The organism is Cytobacillus solani (genome assembly GCF_006704205.1).
In the GTDB taxonomy this organism is placed as follows: Bacteria; Bacillota; Bacilli; order Bacillales; family Cytobacillaceae; genus Cytobacillus; species Cytobacillus solani.
In genome coordinates this window covers 4,858,496-4,876,096 of record NZ_CP041305.1, presented here as the reverse complement: position 1 = coordinate 4,876,096, position 17,601 = coordinate 4,858,496, and the positions used below count along the sequence as shown (strand labels likewise).

Genomic DNA, 17,601 nt, shown 5'->3' with positions numbered 1-17,601 from the left:
GAAGTGTTGAAGCTATTCAACTTTTCACTTAGGTTAATCAACTATAGACTAGTATTGATTTAATAATATAGAATTTATTTCTATAGTTTATTTTTTCAGTTTTAAAAGTCTGACCTCTTACTACTAAAAATTTCCTTATTTTTAAAGGAGTGAAAAAATGGATTACGTAATTGAAATGCTAGGTATTCGCAAGGAATTTCCTGGGATCGTAGCAAATGATAACATTACACTTCAGGTGAAAAAGGGTGAAATCCATGCTTTGCTTGGTGAAAACGGAGCAGGAAAATCTACGCTTATGAACGTCCTTTTTGGACTTTATCAGCCTGAACAAGGAGAAATAAAAGTAAAAGGCAAGTCTGTAAAAATTACCAATCCTAATATTGCAAATGATTTGGGAATTGGAATGGTGCATCAACACTTTATGCTTGTTGACCCCTTTACCGTTACAGAAAATATTATCCTTGGAAGCGAAATTACAAAAGGCGGAAAAATTGATATTAAAACCGCAGAAAAAAAAGTTAGTGAAATTTCAGAGAAATACGGTTTAGCAGTCGATCCGCGTGCGAAAATCCAGGATATATCTGTTGGGATGCAACAGCGTGTTGAAATTTTGAAAACGCTATACCGTGGTGCAGAGATCTTAATTTTTGATGAACCAACAGCTGTTCTCACTCCTCAAGAAATTCATGAACTGATTCAAATTATGAAAACCCTGATTAAAGAAGGAAAATCGATCATATTAATCACACACAAGTTGAAAGAAATAATGGAAGTCTGTGATCGTGTAACGGTTATTCGAAAAGGCATAGGTATCGGGACGGTTAATGTTAGTGAAACGAATCCTAATGATTTAGCTAGCTTAATGGTTGGCCGTGAAGTTACATTTAAAACAGAAAAAATAGAAGCAAGTCCGAAACAGGAAGTGCTTCAAATAAAAGATTTAAGAGTAAAGGACGCCCGCGGGCTGCCAGCAATTAATGGTTTAGATCTCACAATCAGATCAGGAGAGATTGTTGGGATTGCAGGGGTAGATGGCAACGGTCAAACCGAATTGCTTGAAGCAATCACAGGCCTAAGAAAGTCTGAAAGTGGTTCAATCTTGTTAAATGGGAAGGAAATTCGCAATTTTTCACCAAGAAAGGTTACTGAATCTGGGGTAGGGCATATTCCACAGGACCGTCATAAACATGGACTTGTTCTTGATTTTCCAATTGGGGAAAATATGGTCCTTCAGACGTATTACCAAAAACCATATTCAAAAGGTGGAATCCTGAATTATAAAGAAATTTACAAAAAAGCAAAAGGCTTAATTGATGAGTTTGATGTCCGTACTCCAAGTGAATTTACACCTGCACGGGCATTATCAGGTGGTAATCAGCAAAAGGCTATTATCGGACGTGAAGTCGATCGAAATCCAGACCTGCTTATTGCGGCACAGCCTACACGCGGTCTTGATGTCGGGGCGATAGAATTTATTCATAAGCGCCTAATCGAACAGCGTGATAATGGAAAAGCGGTTCTATTACTATCATTTGAACTTGATGAAGTAATGAATGTAAGTGATCGCATTGCTGTAATCTATGAAGGACAAATCGTTGCGATTGTTGATCCGAAAGAAACGACAGAACAAGAATTAGGGTTATTAATGGCCGGTTCTAAACGGAAGGAAGCAGGTGAAAAAGCAGATGTCTAGTCGCATGAAAAATATTATCGTGCCGATTCTTGCCGTACTATTAGGGATAATTGTCGGTACGATTATCATGTTAATAACAGGATATGATGCTGGTGCAGCATTTATTGCTCTTTGGGATGGAGCATTTGGTGATATATATTATACTGGAGAAACAATTCGGCAGGTTACCCCATATATTCTTGCAGGACTTGCAGTTGGATTTGCCTTTAAAACAGGTCTTTTCAATATTGGAGTAGAGGGCCAATTAATTGTTGGGTGGCTGGCTGCAGTATGGGTTGGAGTGGCGTTTGAACTACCTAAAGTCATCCACCTTCCATTAGCTGTGTTAGCAGCTGCCGCAGCCGGAGCACTATGGGCATTTATACCTGGCCTTTTAAAAGCGAAGTTTCGTGTTCATGAAGTAATTGTAACGATTATGATGAACTATATTGCATTACATGTAGCAAACTATATTATCCGTACTGTACTTTCAGAAAAGAGTGACCGGACAGCGGATGTTTTCCCGTCAGCTTCTCTACGCTCCCCGTTTCTTGAAGGTCTAACAGACTATTCTCGACTGCATTGGGGAATTATTGTTGCACTTATATGTGTATTTATTATGTGGTTTATTTTAGAAAAAACTTCCAGAGGCTATGAGTTGAAAGCAGTTGGTTTTAATCAGCATGCATCGGAATATGCGGGTATGAGTGTAAAATCAAACATTATTTTATCAATGGTTATTTCTGGAGCATTTGCTGGTCTTGCTGGTGCGATGGAAGGTCTAGGTACATTTGGCTACGCATCTATAAGAGGCGGCTTTACAGGTGTCGGCTTTGATGGAATCGCCGTTGCATTACTTGGTGGAAATACACCAATTGGCATCATTTTAGCTGCGATTTTGTTCGGTTCTTTAAAAGTAGGAGCGCTGAACATGCCGCTTGAAGCAGGTGTACCAAATGAACTTGTTGATATTATTATTGCATTAATCGTTTTCTTTGTAGCTGCAAGTTATATGATCCGAATCTTTATTGATCGTATCGGCAAAAAGGGGGCGAAGTAAGTGAGCTTAATGGATATACTATCAATTGTTATCCCTTCAACTATGCTATGGGCTGCTCCGCTTATTTTTACCGCACTTGGCGGTACCTTTTCAGAGCGTTCAGGTGTTGTTAACATCGGTCTCGAAGGTTTAATGGTTATTGGCGCATTCACCGCAATTGTCTTTAACTTAACATTTGCTGATGTGTTTGGGGATATGACTCCTTGGGTGTCCCTAGTGGCAGCAATGGTTGTAGGCGGACTTTTCTCTGTTATTCATGCGGTTGCCTCTATTACATTTAGAGCAGACCAAACGGTTTCTGGGGTAGCTATTAACTTATTAGCAGTAGGTGTATCATTGTTTCTTGTGAAATTTATGTACGATAAAGGTCAAACAGATATCATTCAAAAAGGCTTCAGTAAAGTGGATATTCCAATCCTGAGTGATATACCGATTTTAGGAAAGATATTTTTCTCTAACACATACTATACATCTTACGTGGCAATAATAATTGCATTTATTGCATGGTATGTTATTTTCAAAACACCATTTGGTTTAAGACTTCGTTCTGTCGGTGAACATCCGATGGCTGCTGATACTATGGGGATCAATGTAACAAAAATTCGTTATATTGCTGTTATTCTATCTGGAGCACTTGGAGGAATTGGCGGTGGAATTTATGCACAATCGATTACATCTGATTTCAGCCATGCAACGATTAGTGGACAAGGGTTCATGGCACTAGCAGCAATGATCTTTGGTAAATGGCATCCGCTTGGTGCAATGGGCGCAGCGTTATTCTTTGGTTTTGCCCAAAGCTTAAGTATTATTGGTTCAAGCTTGCCGTTCCTTGAAAACATTCCAAATGTGTATTTATTAATTGCTCCATATGTACTGACGATCCTTGCGTTAACAGGCTTTATCGGCCGTGCTGACGCACCGAAAGCATCTGGGGTACCTTATATTAAGGGAAATCGATAAAGTAGTTGAAAGACCTTACTCTTAGATGAAGAGTGGGGTCTTTTTCTTTGGGTTATATAAAGTTTGTTTCCAGTATTGGTGGAGTGTATAGTTTAAGTAAAGATAATTGTAGCTGCATCAAGGTACAACCTCTGGTTGCTAATTTTAAAACCTTGTCCTATCTGTGGATGTTATATTATTTTATTTTAAAGAATTAAGTGATTTGTAGTTTTATAAAAATGATAGAATTTTTCCCAGTTATTCTAAATGAAAAAACCACCAATCATTAAAGAAAACTCTTTAATAATTGGTGGTTCTTTTTAATCGATATTATATTAATTGTTCTTCCTCTTTTTCTTTACTGCTTAGCTTAAAAAAGCCAATTATAATCCCCAGAATTACACCTATAAACGCAGGTAATAGCCAGCCTAATCCAACTTCATATAATGGAAGGATAGAAGAAAATAATTGATCAACTGGTTTTACTCCCAATCCAGCTGCATTTAATCCGTCAAATACACTTACGATAAATGTGAATAACATAGCCAATTGATACACTATCTTCTTACCCTTAAATGCATTATGGAAGAAGGTTAATATTAATAAAACGATTGCTAAAGGATAAATGGTTGTTAACACTGGTGTTGAAATCGAAATCAAATGACTTAATCCGAAGTTTGCAACAGCCGTACTAAAGATAGCAAAAATGATAACAAAACTACGATAAGAAACTTTAGGCAAAATTTTATTAAAATAGGAAGCACAAGAGCTGATCAGACCGACGCTAGTAGTCATACAAGCCGCAGTAATGAGAGCGCCAAGTATTACTCCACCAAATGATCCAAAGTAGAGATTGGCTACCCCAGCTAAAACTGAGCCACCATTATCTAAAATACCTAATTCCGAAACACTACTTGCTCCCATAAATGCCAAAGCACTATAAAAGAAAGCTAAAAGAACTGCAGCGATTAAACCAGCCTTCATCGTAGATACCATAATCACTTTACCTGATTCCACACCTTTAGAGCGAAGGGAATTGATAATAATAATTCCAAATACGAAAGCTGCTAAAACATCCATCGTTAAATATCCTTCTGAAAAACCGCTGAAGAATGAATTTTCTGTATATTTACCAATAGGTTTTTGAAGAGCGCCAAGTGGTTTAAAAATTGCCACAATAACTAAGAGAGACAAAAAGCTTATTTTAATTGGTGTTAAATATTTACCTAAGATATCAACAATTTTTGAAGAATTAAGTGAAAGTAATGTTGCAACTGCAAAGAAAAGGATTGAGAAAATAAATAACCCAATCGTATCCCAAGATTCTGGGATTAATGGACGAATACCAATTTCAAAGGATACCGTTCCTGCTCTTGGTATCGCAAATAAAGGTCCGATAGCTAAGTATAAAATAATAGAGAATATTAACCCGAACATGGGATGTACTCTAGTTGCTAACGATTGAATATCACTTTCCCTGGAGTAACCTAGAGAGATAACAGTTAATATTGGTAGTCCAATACCAGTAATAACAAATCCAGCCATAGCTACCCAGATATTTACTCCTGCTTCCTGGCCCATCATGATTGGGAATATTAAATTGCCTGCTCCAAAAAATAGTGCAAAAAGCATTAACCCTAAAACAATAATATAAGAAGTTGAAATCTTTTGATTCACAACCACTACCCCCTTCTACTAATTTCCCCTTGATATAATCAATTATTCTGAAAATTATTATTTAAAAATAACTTTTTAAAAATTCTGCCACCTTTCGAACCGTATTGATATATTGCTTTAATAAAATAACATATCAGGATAATGAACACAATATATTATTCCAATAAAATATTTAGTAATCTTTAAGTTCTATATGAGGTTTGATTTTAGATCCAATTATAAGTAAGACTACCTACTTGCAAACACCACTATGTATTTTGAATGAAAAAATTCATTACTGAGGAGGCTCACTGCCCACTCCGATTCGCTGCCTAACCTGGAGCAAATTTAATCACTATTAAATTTGATTAGCAGTTTGTAAACATACTGTTGATGGCAATAACTTGAAAATAAGAAATAGGGCAAGTTATAGTTAGAATATGATTTAATTTAAAGGTGTTTGCAGAAAATAATCTTGGATGAGATACATAAAAACGATTAGGAGGATATCAAATGAATATAATTTCAGAAACGGTTAAAGCAATGACTGGCTATAACATTCATATTGTAAAAACCGATAAGTATAAAACCAACACGATCGTTTGGAAAATGAAAGCGCCATTAAGAAAGGAAGAAGCAACCCTACGGGCACTTTTGCCGTATGTTTTGCAGAGCAGCAATAAAGAATTTCCGACAACGGGAACACTACGATCTTATTTAGATGAACTTTACGGAGCTAGTTTATACGTGGACTTGGCCAAAAAAGGTGAGTTCCACATTATTAGTTTTTCGTTGGAAATGGCCAATGAAAAGTTTTTATCAGACCCGACGCCCCTTTTGAAAAAGGCAATTGAGTTTTTAGCAGGTTTATTAATGAAACCAAATGCTGATGAAAGTGCTTTTCATAAGGAAACGGTAGCAAATGAAAAACGAACTTTGAAACAAAGAATACAGTCCGTTTATGGTGATAAAATGCGTTATTCCAATTACCGTCTAATACAAGAAATGTGCAAAGAGGAGCCATATTCCCTTCATGTTCATGGAGACATGGACGCAGTTGATTCTATCACACCTGAAATCTTATACGATTATTATCAAAACGCTTTGAAGCAGGATGAACTTGATTTATATATAATTGGCGATGTAAGTGAAGAAGAAGTATTTGGAAGCGAGCAATTACAATTTTCAGAACGCACCCCTAAAATTATTCATTCTTCAAATTATGTTTCGAAAAACAATGTTCATGAAGTTATCGAAGAGCAAGAGGTAAAACAAGGGAAATTAAATATTGGCTACCGGACAAATATCAAATATGGGGATGAAGATTATTACGCACTTCAGATTTTTAATGGGGTTTTTGGAGGATTTTCGCATTCCAAGTTATTTCTTAATGTAAGGGAAAAAGCCAGTCTTGCTTATTATGTAACGAGCAGGCTTGAAAGTCATAAGGGATTAATGATGGTTATGTCAGGGATAGATAATAAAAATTATGATCAGGCTATACAGATTATTAACGAGCAAATGGACGCAATGAAAAGAGGGGATTTTACAGAGGAGGAAATGGAGCAAACGAAAGCAGTTATTAAAAATCAGCTTCTTGAAACGATAGATACTTCAAGAGGGATGGTTGAAATCCTCTATCATAATGTTGTTTCCAAAAAAGATATCTCTCTTGATGAATGGATGGAGAAAATGGATCTTGTGACAAAAAAAGATATTATTGCCGTTGCAAATAAGATACATTTAGATACTGTTTACTTTTTAACAGGAAAGGGGGATACAAAATAATGGAAAAAATCATATTTGATCAACTGCAGGAAGAATTATATTATGAAAAGCTGAATAATGGACTTGATGTATATATCCTTCCGAAGCACGGTTTTAATAAAACTTATGCAACATTTACCACGAAGTATGGATCGATAGACAATCATTTTCTGCCACCAGGAAAAGAGGATTTTGTAAAGGTTCCCGACGGGATTGCCCACTTTTTAGAGCATAAGCTATTTGAAAAAGAAGATGGCGATGTATTCCAGCAATTTAGCAAGCAGGGAGCTTCGGCAAATGCATTCACCTCTTTTACAAGAACGGCATATTTATTTTCAAGTACATCTAATGTGGAAAAAAATCTTGAAACGTTAATTGATTTTGTTCAAGCGCCATATTTTACAGAGAAAACGGTCGAAAAGGAAAAAGGCATTATTGGGCAGGAAATTACAATGTATGATGACAATCCAGATTGGCGCTTGTATTTTGGACTAATCCAAAACATGTATAAAAACCACCCAGTAAAGATTGATATTGCTGGAACAATTGAATCCATTTCTCATATTACAAAAGATATGCTTTATGAATGTTATAAAACGTTTTACCATCCGAGTAATATGCTGTTATTTATAGTTGGGCCCGTCAATCAGGATCAAATGATGAAGATGGTAAGGGATAATCAAGATCGTAAGGATTACAAAGAGCTGCCAGAAATCAAACGGAAATTTGAAGAGGAGCCTGTGGCGGTTGCTGAGAAAAAACTGGTACTAGAGATGAATGTACAAACATCTAAATGTTTAGTAGGAATTAAAGCACCAAATGCCAATCAATCTGGAAAAGAAATGCTAAAGAAAGAATTAAGTTTAAATGTGATGCTCGACATTTTATTTGGAAAGAGTTCGGATCATTACAGTTCATTATATAATGAAGGATTAATTGATGAAACGTTTTCTTTTGATTACACGGAGGAGAAAGGTTTCGGATTTGCGATGGTTGGAGGAGACACAAGTGATCCAGATAGGCTTGCAGACACAATAAAAAGAATTCTGTTGGAAGCTAAGGGAACGATTTCTGATGAAAGTTTAGAGCGAACGAAAAAGAAGAAGATTGGTGCCTTTTTACGAGCGGTTAATTCACCAGAATATATTGCCAATCAATTTACTAGATATGCGTTTAATGACATGGATTTATTTGAAGTGGTGCCGACACTTGAAGGCATAACAATAGCAGATATAGAACGGGCTGCTGATGAGCTTATTTCTGAAGAACAATTTACTGTTTGTCTAGTTGTGCCAAAAAAATAAATAAGATGATAAGAATGAAGAAGCGCCGGTATTGTGGCGCTTTCTTCTGTTCGTGGAAATGGGTGTAGAAAAATGAAAAAGTTTGCATTAATAACAGGGGCAAGCGGGGGAATTGGGGGAGCAATGGCTATTAAATTAGCAGAGGAAGGATATTCCTTATATTTGCACTATAATGAAAATAAAAAGGCAATCGAACAGCTCTTAGCGCAATTACAGTTCTTTGACGGAGAATATATCCCGATACAAGCAGATCTCACAACAAATAAAGGCTATAAAAAAATAGTGGAAAACATTTTTTCACTTGATGCAATCATTCATAATAGTGGAACTAGTCATTATGGTCTTCTTTATGAGTTAGACGAGGAACAGGCGGATACATTGATAAATATTCATGTAAGAACACCACTTTTACTAACTAAGGATCTCTTACCTAAGCTTCTTTCTAAAGGAGGAGGGAATGTTGTTGTGATTTCCTCTATTTGGGGACAGACTGGTGCTGCATGTGAAGTAGCCTATTCCACTGTTAAAGGGGCGCAAATTGCGTTTGTAAAAGCGTTAAGCAAGGAAGTGGCATTTAACGGGATTCGAGTGAATGCGGTTGCTCCTGGGGCCGTACAGACAGCTATGCTTGATGGCTTTTCCTTTGAAGAGCTTGAGGAGTTAAAACACGAAATACCAATGGGAAGGCTTGCGTCCCCAGAAAATATTGCTGATGCGGTGTCTTTTCTTTTATCCTCACAAGCTTCATATATTACTGGTCAAGTACTTGCTGTAAACGGCGGCTGGCATACATAAAATGTTCAACGAACAGTCAATAAATAACATGCATATTTTATCTTTCCAACATCCAAAATAACAATGTACTATGGTGTACAACATTGTTAATGAAGGAGGATAATATCATGTCTGTACTTGATAATTGGCAGCAGTGGAAAGACTTTCTTGGTGATCGTCTCGATCAGGGACAGCAGCAGGGAATGAATAAAGACACGGTTAATAATTTTGCTTACCAGATTGGTGATTACTTAGCAAAACAAGTAGAGCCAAAAAATGAACAGGAAAAAATCCTCTCAGATCTTTGGTCCGTTGCGAGTAAGGAGGAGCAGGAAGCCATTGCAAGCATGATGGTAAAGCTTGTAGAGGATAATGGTACACAAAAATAAATCGTTTAAAAAAGAGAGGCAAGCTCCTCTCTTTTTTAATTTTTCGAAAAATGGGTAATGACATTTTTTGCATAGGTTTATCCTTTCATCTTTCAGTGAAATCATTTATGATATAGGAGGTAAGAAAAATCGTTTAGCAACGGTTAAAAGGAGGTTTTTATGAGTAAAACAGAATGGTATTTAGAATATGAAATAACAAAGAACCGTCCCGGGTTGCTTGGTGATATTTCTTCCCTTCTCGGAATGCTTTCGATTAATATTGTAACGATTAATGGTGTGGAACAGGGCCGAAGAGGCTTGTTAATTTTAGCGAAAAACTATGAACAAATTGTTCGGTTAGAGTCAATTTTACATACGATGGATACAATAAAACTAATTAAATTGCGTGTTCCGAAATTAAGGGACCGGCTAGCTGTCCGTCATGGGAGATACATACAACAAGATGCAGATGATAAGAAGACTTTTAGGTTTGTAAGGGACGAGCTTGGATTATTAGTTGACTTTATGGCAGAATTATTTAAGCAGGAAGGGCACAAGCTAATAGGAATACGGGGAATGCCGCGAGTAGGAAAAACAGAATCAATTGTTGCATCAAGTGTATGTGCAAATAAGCGATGGTTATTTGTTTCTTCAACTCTTTTGAAACAAACGATTCGCAATCAGCTCATTCATGATGAATATAATGAAAACAATCTATTCATTATCGATGGGATTGTTTCATCTAGAAGAGCAAATGAAAAGCATTGGCAGCTTGTCCGTGAAATAATGAGCCTCCCCGCAATAAAAGTGGTGGAGCATCCAGATATTTTTGTGGAAAACACTCAATATTCTATCGATGACTTCGATTATATTATTGAGCTTCGCCATGACCCAGAAGAAGAAATAAAATATGACATTGTAAATGAAAACAAGATGTTTACTGATTCTGAATTTGGCGGATTTGATTTTTAAGTGAGTTGGAAGGTGTTGTAAATTGACAGAACTCGGGAATCGACTAAAAGAAGCTCGATTGGCTAAAAACATGAGTCTTGATGACCTGCAGGCAGTAACAAAGATTCAAAAGCGATATTTAATTGGAATTGAAGAAGGAAATTATAGTATGATGCCCGGAAAGTTTTATGTAAGGGCGTTTATTAAGCAATACGCAGAAGCAGTAGGAATGGAACCGGAAGAAATCTTTGAAGAGTTTAAAAGTGATATTCCTTCCACAATAAATGAAGATATTCCAGAAAAGCTTTCACGTGTTCAATCTAGGCAAAATGTTTCTCCAGGAAGATCCAAAGCTTTTGATATTCTTCCGAAAGTATTAATTGCTATTTTTGTTATTGGTGCATTGGCTGCCGCTTATGTATTTTTTCAAAAGGCCAATGGTGGAGAAAATACAAAGGAATCCGTTGATAACAGCGGAAAGGAACCCGTACGTATTGAGGAATCAGACGATTTTGCGAAGGATACTGATAAAGAAAAAGAGAAAGATTCTAGTGAAGATTCAGTAAAGCAAGAAGATCAGACGAATGAAGAAGAGACCGATGAGGAAGAGATTGAAGCTCCTAAGCAAGAGGTCACTGTTGCCCAGTCAAGTGGCAAAAAAACTGTATATGAATTGAAAAATACAGACCGGTTTGAATTGAAGGTAGTTTCTACTGGAGAAACATGGGTCAATATTTTAAATGGAAAAGGAACTTCCTTTTTTTCTGGTACGTTGAAAAAGGGCGAAAATGAAAGTCAGGTAATTGATTTTTCTAAGGAAATTGAGGCTGTTATTGTCATTGGTAAATCAACTGAAACTGAGATTTATGTAAATGATGAAAAAGTTGAGTATGCTATTCCTCCGACTCAATCGGTTACGCAGAATATAACCATTCGCTACTTACCGAACAACGAATAGTCATCGTCTGATGACTATTTTTCGCGTTATTACTATATTGGAGGTAAAATCATGAATTTGCCAAATAAAATTACTATTTCTCGAATTTTTTTAATCCCATTATTTTTAATTATTATGCTTGTCCCTTTTTCGTGGGGAGAGCTTTCAATCCTAGGAGCTACCCTTCCTGTTACACATTTAGTTGGTGCACTCATTTTTATTATCGCTTCAGCAACTGACTGGGTGGATGGGCATTTTGCAAGGAAATATAACCTGGTTACGAACTTAGGAAAGTTTCTTGACCCGCTTGCGGACAAGCTCCTCGTTTCTGCAGCATTAATTGTTTTAGTAGAGCTTGGCTACGCTCCCTCTTGGATTGTTATTATTATTATTAGCAGAGAATTTGCGGTAACAGGTTTACGGCTTATTCTTGCAGGTGGGGGAGAAGTTGTAGCAGCCAATCAATTAGGGAAAATCAAAACATGGACGCAAATTGTCGCTATTTCTGCTCTATTACTGCATAACATTATTTTTGAAATGATTTCGATTCCATTTGCTGATATTGCTCTTTGGGTAGCACTTGTCTTTACGATCTGGTCTGGCTGGGATTATTTTGCTAAGAATAAGGATGCCTTTGTCAATTCAAAATAATGAATTTCTTGTTTCATCCTATACAAACGAGGGGGCGTTTGCATGAATGCAGAAATAATCGCAGTTGGTTCTGAATTATTGCTTGGTCAAATTGTTAATACAAATGCGCGCTTTTTGTCCAGGCAGCTTGCCGATTTAGGGATTAATGTTTTTTATCATACATGTGTTGGTGATAACCCTGATCGCCTTAAAGCAGTGATTAAAATGGCAGAGGAGCGTTCGAATCTTCTTATATTTACTGGAGGATTAGGACCAACAAAAGATGACTTAACAAAGGAAACGATCGCAAAGCATGTAAATAAAAAACTGATTATGAATAATGAGGCTCTTCAGTCGATTGAACTTTATTTCGAGCGCACGAATCGACAGATGACGGAAAATAATAAGAAGCAGGCAATTGTTTTAGAGGATTCACATATTTTGCCGAATGATCATGGGATGGCTCCTGGAATGTTGCTTGATGGTGGAAACCATACCTATATGCTTCTACCCGGACCACCGAAAGAAATGGAACCAATGTTTTTGAAATATGGCTACCCAGCTCTTCGTTCCTTGCTACTAGAGGAAGATGTGATCCTTTCCCGTGTATTAAGATTTTTTGGGATTGGAGAAGCGATGCTCGAAACAGAAATTGAAGATTTAATTGATGCACAGACGAATCCGACGATAGCGCCACTTGCATCGGATGGGGAAGTAACTCTTCGTTTAACAGCCAAGTATGAGCAAATGGATACAGCTTTAAGACTTCTAGATGAGACTGAAAATAACATTCTCTCTCGAGTCGGAGAATATTTCTATGGATATGATGAAACTTCCTTAATGCGTGAGTTAATTAAACATATTAAGGAAAAAAAGCTGACAATTGCTTGCGCTGAGAGTCTGACAGGAGGTATGTTCCAGCAGGAGTTTACAGCAATTCCTGGGGCAGGAGACCTTCTTAAAGGCGGTGTTGTTTGTTATACAAATGAAGTTAAAACAAATGTGCTAAACGTCCAGAAATCAACAATTGCTGAAAATGGTGTCGTAAGTGAGCAATGTGCACGTGAGTTAGCAAAAAACGTTGCCTCCCTTATGAACGCGGATATTGGCATTAGCTTTACAGGCGTTGCGGGTCCTGATGAATTAGAAGGCAAACCAGTTGGAACTGTATACATTGGTATTTCAATAAAGAATGAGCCTGTTCAAGTTGAAAAGCTAAATTTTGGCGGAACAAGAGAAGCCATCCGGGTAAGAAGTGTAAAGTATGGATGTCATTTTTTAATAAAGAGATTAAATGGAAGTCAGAATGCCAAATAGTGCATTCTGATTTTTTAATTATAGTAAGTTTGCTCTTTTCTTAAAGGAAAATTCTTTAAAAATATCATTTCTCTCATTCTATTCTTTCATTTTATGAAAGAATAGGCATTGAAAAAAGAAGAATAGATGTTCGCTTTTTTTCTCGACAAACGATAAGAAAACAGTTATAGTAGAGTTAGGTTTTGAACGAGAGCAAAACTTAGATTTTTTGAATGTTGAAGAGGAGGAAGTATGAATGAGTGATCGTCAAGCAGCACTGGAGATGGCGTTAAAACAAATAGAAAAACAATTTGGTAAAGGTTCAATTATGAAGCTTGGAGAGCAAACAGACCGGAAAATTTCAACAATTCCAAGCGGATCACTTGCCCTCGATATAGCACTTGGGGTAGGCGGATATCCAAGAGGACGTATTATTGAAACATATGGACCAGAAAGCTCAGGTAAAACAACGGTTGCCCTTCATGCAATCGCAGAGGTACAAGCCGCTGGCGGACAGGCAGCATTTATCGATGCAGAACACGCACTCGATCCAGTTTATGCGCAAAAACTGGGAGTTAATATTGATGAATTATTGCTTTCACAGCCAGATACGGGAGAGCAAGCATTGGAGATTGCTGAAGCGCTTGTAAGAAGTGGTGCAGTTGATATCCTTGTCATTGACTCTGTTGCAGCACTCGTACCTAAGGCGGAAATTGAAGGAGAAATGGGAGACTCGCATGTCGGATTACAAGCACGTCTAATGTCTCAAGCCCTTCGTAAACTATCAGGCGCAATCAATAAATCAAAAACAATTGCTATTTTCATAAACCAAATCCGTGAAAAAGTTGGAGTTATGTTTGGAAATCCAGAGACAACTCCAGGAGGACGCGCGTTGAAGTTTTACTCAACAGTCCGTCTTGAAGTGCGCCGTGCTGAAGCAATAAAGCAAGGTCAAGATATTGTAGGTAACAAAACAAAAATTAAAGTTGTTAAAAATAAAGTTGCACCTCCATTCCGTGTAGCGGAGGTTGATATTATGTATGGAGAAGGTATTTCAAGAGAAGGCGAAATTATTGATATAGGCTCTGAACTGGACATTGTTCAAAAAAGTGGTTCATGGTATTCCTTCAATGATGAGCGTGTCGGTCAAGGTCGAGAAAATGCTAAGCTATTCTTGAAAGAAAACCCTGAAATCCGTAAGCAAATTCAAACACAAATCCGTGATCATTATGGACTCGATGGGGAACATGTTGTAAGCGGTGATGATGAACAAGAGGAATTACAGCTAATTGATTAATATAGTGGTGAAAAAAGCAAAGCTGCGTGCTTTGCTTTTTTTTTCTCTATGAGGATAAATAACATGTATGTCTATCAGAGTAAGCCTTGACAATGAAATACCACAGCTTTACAATTAAAAATGTATATTTTACATTTTATGATGATATGAAAAACGTTGAAAAGCCTTAGTGCTGTATGTTGTATTTCAATATACATGCCGACACTTTAAAGACGTAACACAAAAAGTTCATAGCAAGAGGAGGTGAAATGATGGAACTTTTAACAGCAATCATCATCTCCAGTTTGCTTGGCCTATTCGTTGGTGCGGTTGTTAGTTATTTTGTTTGTAAGTCCATTGCTCAGGCAAAAGTTGCAGGAGCTAAAGATGCTGCAGAGCAGATTTTAGAAGAATCAAAGCGAGAAGCGGATGCAATAAAGAAAGAAGCTCTGATTGAGGCGAAGGATGAAATTCATAAGCTTCGAACAGAGGCAGAGCGTGAGATTCGTGATCGAAGAAATGAATTGCAAAAACAAGAAAATCGTTTACTGCAAAAGGAAGAAAATCTTGATCGCAAAGATGAAACGTTAGATAAACGTGAAACACTTTTAGAGAAGAGGGACGATTCTCTTAACAAAAGACAACAGCATATTGAAGAGATGGAAAGCAAAGTGGACGAGATGGTACGTGCACAAAAAGCTGAGCTGGAACGCATCTCGGGCTTAACTCGTGAAGAGGCGAAGTCCATCATTTTGGAGCGAGTCGAGCAGGAAGTAGCTCATGATGTCGCGATAATGATAAAAGAGGGCGAAATTCGTGCGAAAGAGGAAGCAGATAAGAAGGCGAAGGATATCTTGTCACTAGCGATCCAACGCTGTGCTGCTGATCATGTGGCGGAAACAACAGTATCTGTGGTAAACCTTCCGAATGATGAGATGAAGGGACGAATTATTGGACGTGAGGGTCGAAATATTCGAACACTTGAAACCTTAACAGGTATTGATCTCATTATTGATGATACGCCAGAAGCAGTCATCTTATCTGGTTTTGATCCAATTCGCCGAGAAACCGCTCGTTTAGCTTTAGACAAACTTGTACAGGACGGACGCATTCATCCTGCACGGATTGAAGAAATGGTTGATAAAGCTCGCCGTGAAGTGGATGAGCATATCCGCGAAATTGGAGAACAGACGACTTTTGAAGTTGGTGTTCATGGCCTCCATCCAGATCTTATTAAAATCCTTGGCCGCCTTAAATTCCGGACAAGCTATGGTCAAAATGTACTTAAGCACTCAATGGAAGTCGCACAGCTGTCAGGTTTACTAGCAGCAGAACTTGGTCAAGATGAAGTATTAGCTCGTCGAGCAGGTTTACTGCACGATATAGGTAAGGCGATAGATCATGAGGTAGAAGGAAGCCATGTTGAAATTGGAGTAGAATTAGCTACGAAGTATAAAGAACATCCAATTGTGATTAACAGTATCGCTTCCCATCATGGAGACACTGAACCTACATCAATTATTGCTGTACTTGTTGCTGCAGCAGATGCGCTATCAGCCGCACGGCCTGGAGCAAGAAGAGAGACTCTCGAAAATTACATTCGCCGTCTTGAGAAGCTTGAAGAGATTTCTGAATCTTATGATGGTGTTGAAAAGTCTTTTGCTATTCAAGCAGGGCGTGAAATTCGAATTTTAGTAAAACCTGAGCAAATCGACGATCTTGAAGCTCATCGACTAGCTAGAGATATCCGCAAAAAAATTGAAGAAGAGCTTGATTATCCAGGACATATTAAAGTAACGGTTATTCGTGAAACACGGGCCGTGGAATATGCGAAGTAAGGCGATGCTAATTGCATCGCTTTACTTTTTTTGTTGACTGGAGTGGGAAGATAGAGAATGTGATACAATAAATAGAAGAAATACATATAAAGAAAGGGCAGTACAATGAATATTTTGTTTGTAGGGGATGTTGTCGGTTCACAAGGTCGTGAGATGATTACAGAATATGTCCCGAAGCTTAAAGAGAAATACCGTCCTCAAATTACGATTATTAATGGCGAAAATGCGGCAGGCGGCAAAGGAATAACGGAAAAAATTTATCGTGGATTTTTAGAGGCTGGAGCACAAGCAGTGACTCTTGGGAACCATACATGGGATAATAGAGAAATCTTCGAATTTATCGATGAGGCAAAATATTTAGTAAGACCAGCAAACTTTCCAGCTGAGAATCCTGGAAAGGGAATTGTTTATCTTAAATTTAATACAGAGGAAATTGCAGTAATAAGTTTGCAAGGAAGAACGTTCATGCCTTCTATTGATTGTCCATTCAAAAAGGCGGATGAATTAATTCAAGAAGCAAAAAAGAGAACGTCGATAATCTTTGTAGACTTTCATGCTGAAGCAACGAGCGAGAAGCAAGCGATGGGCTGGTATTTAGATGGGAGAGTGTCTGCAGTTGTAGGCACACATACACATGTACAAACAGCTGATAATCGGATCTTACCACAAGGAACAGCCTATTTAACAGATGTAGGTATGACTGGACCATATGACGGGATCTTAGGCGTTGAAAGGGATGCAGTGTTAAAAAGGTTTTTAACAAACTTGCCTGTGCGATTTGAAGTTCCAAAAGAAGGACGTAAGCAGTTAAGTGCAGTGTTAATCGAAATTGACAAAGCCAGCGGAAAAGCAAAAAAAATTAATCGTATATTAATTAATGATGATCATCCGTTTTTTTCATAATAGCAAGACTGGATCCGATAGCAATTTAGGCAATCGGATTCAGTCTTTTTTTATATCCCAATATTGTGAATAACTATGGGTAAATTAGTTTCTCGTACTTTCGGACTTCGTTTAAGCAATGAATTAAGTCAATAACGCAGATTAACGGGCTGCAAGTTTCAACTTTCAGGAGTTATAGGAATAAACATTCTAAGTGGAGAATTTAACAGCTCGTAATAGCCCGATTGGTA

At 37.5% G+C, this 17,601-nt stretch carries 15 protein-coding genes; 14 read left to right on the top strand and 1 reads right to left on the bottom strand.

Features of this window, described 5'->3' with window-relative positions; all coding sequences use genetic code 11:
* Positions 1–157: 157 nt before the first annotated feature.
* The 3 genes from FI644_RS24505 to FI644_RS24495 are packed head-to-tail and all read left to right on the top strand — an operon-like array spanning position 158 to position 3,692.
* The gene (locus FI644_RS24505; RefSeq protein ID WP_142108924.1) at positions 158–1,693 is read left to right on the top strand and encodes an ABC transporter ATP-binding protein; all 1,536 of its coding nucleotides are present in this window, start codon (positions 158–160) and stop codon (positions 1,691–1,693) included.
* Positions 1,686–2,732, top strand: a complete 1,047-nt coding sequence (locus FI644_RS24500) for an ABC transporter permease (RefSeq protein ID WP_053475724.1) — start codon at positions 1,686–1,688, stop codon at positions 2,730–2,732. The genes FI644_RS24505 and FI644_RS24500 overlap by 8 nt, the downstream gene beginning before the upstream one ends.
* On the top strand, positions 2,733–3,692 hold the full coding sequence (locus FI644_RS24495; protein ID WP_053475725.1) for an ABC transporter permease: 960 nt from the start codon (positions 2,733–2,735) through the stop codon (positions 3,690–3,692).
* A gap of 309 nt (positions 3,693–4,001) precedes the next feature.
* Here the strand turns inward: FI644_RS24495 and brnQ are convergent, their stop codons facing one another.
* Positions 4,002–5,348 (bottom strand): branched-chain amino acid transport system II carrier protein, encoded by a 1,347-nt coding sequence (brnQ, locus tag FI644_RS24490; protein WP_053475726.1) that lies wholly within the window; start codon positions 5,346–5,348, stop codon positions 4,002–4,004.
* Positions 5,349–5,840: 492 nt separating this feature from the next.
* Between brnQ and yfmF the strand changes: the two genes are divergently transcribed.
* The 11 genes from yfmF (at position 5,841) to ymdB (ending at position 17,371) form a co-directional block, all read left to right on the top strand.
* Entirely contained in the window at positions 5,841–7,115 is a 1,275-nt protein-coding gene (gene yfmF / locus FI644_RS24485) for an EF-P 5-aminopentanol modification-associated protein YfmF (protein ID WP_142108923.1), read from the top strand.
* Positions 7,115–8,398: an EF-P 5-aminopentanol modification-associated protein YfmH gene (yfmH, locus tag FI644_RS24480; RefSeq protein ID WP_053475728.1), complete on the top strand. Its 1,284-nt coding sequence runs from the start codon at positions 7,115–7,117 to the stop codon at positions 8,396–8,398. The genes yfmF and yfmH overlap by 1 nt, the downstream gene beginning before the upstream one ends.
* A 72-nt stretch (positions 8,399–8,470) precedes the next feature.
* On the top strand, positions 8,471–9,193 hold the full coding sequence (gene ymfI, locus FI644_RS24475) for an elongation factor P 5-aminopentanone reductase (RefSeq protein WP_053475729.1): 723 nt from the start codon (positions 8,471–8,473) through the stop codon (positions 9,191–9,193).
* 107 nt (positions 9,194–9,300) lie between these two features.
* Positions 9,301–9,561 (top strand): DUF3243 domain-containing protein, encoded by a 261-nt coding sequence (locus FI644_RS24470; protein WP_142108922.1) that lies wholly within the window; start codon positions 9,301–9,303, stop codon positions 9,559–9,561.
* Positions 9,562–9,720: 159 nt separating this feature from the next.
* Positions 9,721–10,512, top strand: coding sequence for a DUF3388 domain-containing protein (locus FI644_RS24465; protein ID WP_142108921.1), 792 nt, complete (start codon positions 9,721–9,723; stop codon positions 10,510–10,512).
* 22 nt (positions 10,513–10,534) lie between these two features.
* Positions 10,535–11,449, top strand: a complete 915-nt coding sequence (locus FI644_RS24460) for a helix-turn-helix domain-containing protein (RefSeq protein WP_056684204.1) — start codon at positions 10,535–10,537, stop codon at positions 11,447–11,449.
* A gap of 51 nt (positions 11,450–11,500) precedes the next feature.
* The gene (pgsA, locus tag FI644_RS24455; protein WP_053475733.1) at positions 11,501–12,079 is read left to right on the top strand and encodes a CDP-diacylglycerol--glycerol-3-phosphate 3-phosphatidyltransferase; all 579 of its coding nucleotides are present in this window, start codon (positions 11,501–11,503) and stop codon (positions 12,077–12,079) included.
* 42 nt (positions 12,080–12,121) lie between these two features.
* The gene (locus tag FI644_RS24450) at positions 12,122–13,375 is read left to right on the top strand and encodes a competence/damage-inducible protein A (RefSeq protein ID WP_053475734.1); all 1,254 of its coding nucleotides are present in this window, start codon (positions 12,122–12,124) and stop codon (positions 13,373–13,375) included.
* Positions 13,376–13,610: 235 nt separating this feature from the next.
* Positions 13,611–14,651, top strand: a complete 1,041-nt coding sequence (gene recA, locus FI644_RS24445) for a recombinase RecA (protein WP_053475735.1) — start codon at positions 13,611–13,613, stop codon at positions 14,649–14,651.
* Positions 14,652–14,902: 251 nt separating this feature from the next.
* A complete protein-coding gene (rny, locus tag FI644_RS24440) occupies positions 14,903–16,468 on the top strand; it encodes a ribonuclease Y (protein ID WP_053475736.1) in 1,566 nt (521 codons plus the stop codon).
* Between the two features lie 105 nt (positions 16,469–16,573).
* The gene (ymdB, locus tag FI644_RS24435) at positions 16,574–17,371 is read left to right on the top strand and encodes a 2',3'-cyclic-nucleotide 2'-phosphodiesterase (protein WP_053475737.1); all 798 of its coding nucleotides are present in this window, start codon (positions 16,574–16,576) and stop codon (positions 17,369–17,371) included.
* The last annotated feature ends 230 nt before the right edge of the window (positions 17,372–17,601 follow it).

Coding starts and splice junctions, on each gene's coding strand:
- FI644_RS24505 (WP_142108924.1), top strand. CDS start 158: ATGGATTACGTAATTGAAATGCTAGGTATTCGCAAGGAATTTCCTGGG.
- FI644_RS24500 (WP_053475724.1), top strand. CDS start 1,686: ATGTCTAGTCGCATGAAAAATATTATCGTGCCGATTCTTGCCGTACTA.
- yfmF (WP_142108923.1), top strand. CDS start 5,841: ATGAATATAATTTCAGAAACGGTTAAAGCAATGACTGGCTATAACATT.
- yfmH (WP_053475728.1), top strand. CDS start 7,115: ATGGAAAAAATCATATTTGATCAACTGCAGGAAGAATTATATTATGAA.
- ymfI (WP_053475729.1), top strand. CDS start 8,471: ATGAAAAAGTTTGCATTAATAACAGGGGCAAGCGGGGGAATTGGGGGA.
- FI644_RS24470 (WP_142108922.1), top strand. CDS start 9,301: ATGTCTGTACTTGATAATTGGCAGCAGTGGAAAGACTTTCTTGGTGAT.
- FI644_RS24465 (WP_142108921.1), top strand. CDS start 9,721: ATGAGTAAAACAGAATGGTATTTAGAATATGAAATAACAAAGAACCGT.
- pgsA (WP_053475733.1), top strand. CDS start 11,501: ATGAATTTGCCAAATAAAATTACTATTTCTCGAATTTTTTTAATCCCA.
- FI644_RS24450 (WP_053475734.1), top strand. CDS start 12,122: ATGAATGCAGAAATAATCGCAGTTGGTTCTGAATTATTGCTTGGTCAA.
- recA (WP_053475735.1), top strand. CDS start 13,611: ATGAGTGATCGTCAAGCAGCACTGGAGATGGCGTTAAAACAAATAGAA.
- rny (WP_053475736.1), top strand. CDS start 14,903: ATGGAACTTTTAACAGCAATCATCATCTCCAGTTTGCTTGGCCTATTC.
- ymdB (WP_053475737.1), top strand. CDS start 16,574: ATGAATATTTTGTTTGTAGGGGATGTTGTCGGTTCACAAGGTCGTGAG.